General features: G+C 66.9%; 1 protein-coding gene. It reads left to right on the forward strand.

The annotated features are described in order from the left end of the window. Nucleotides 1-592 (forward strand): hypothetical protein (locus AACY52_RS28990; RefSeq protein WP_339561168.1); only part of this gene is annotated, 592 nt, incomplete at its 5' end. Nucleotides 593-692: the final 100 nt, after the last annotated feature.

The raw sequence follows: 692 nt of genomic DNA on the forward strand, positions 1-692 counted from the left end.
TCCCGCAAAGCCGCACGGCTGGTGGGGCTATTCCACCAACGACGGCGAATGGTTTCATGGGCCGTTCGGCAGCCGGGAAGCCGCCCTCGACGCTGCGCAGGGCGACTATCCGGACGAGGCGTGCATGACCGCCTGGTGCATTCCGAACAAGCTGAACCGGCCCGATCTTCGCGATCACTGCATCGATGCGCTCGCGGACCTCGATGACATCGGCGTCAGTGGCGTGTCTTGGGCATTCTCCGGCGTCAACGAAGACGTCGACTATGACGGCGAGATGAGCGAGGCGCTCGAAAACGCCGATTACAGCGTGATCGTCGCCGATCTCCGCGACGCGACCGCGAACGCGTTGTTTCGCGCCGGCCGGCCCGACCTGATTGCCGCGCTGTACCGGGTGCCGCATCGTCGCGGCGAGCCGCTTTGCGAGGATGAGACGCTGTTCGGCGTCCTCAGCCGCGATGCCGCGTTCGGCCGCGACTGCGACGAGGCGGCCGAACGCTTCATCGCCGCCAACGACCTCGACAGCGCGCCGCGCACGCTGTGGACCGAGCACGAGGCCAGTCACGACGCACTGGAGGGGGGAGTTGCCGCATGACCACCCACGACCAAGCCACCCACGCCGTCTGGACACCGACCGACATCCGCCGCGCGGCGGAAATCTGGCAGCGCGATTTCGCCGATCACTATGGCGATAG

The organism is Pseudomonas sp. EA_65y_Pfl1_P113 (assembly GCF_963970525.1).
GTDB classification, from domain to species: Bacteria; Pseudomonadota; Gammaproteobacteria; order Pseudomonadales; family Pseudomonadaceae; genus Aquipseudomonas; species Aquipseudomonas tritici.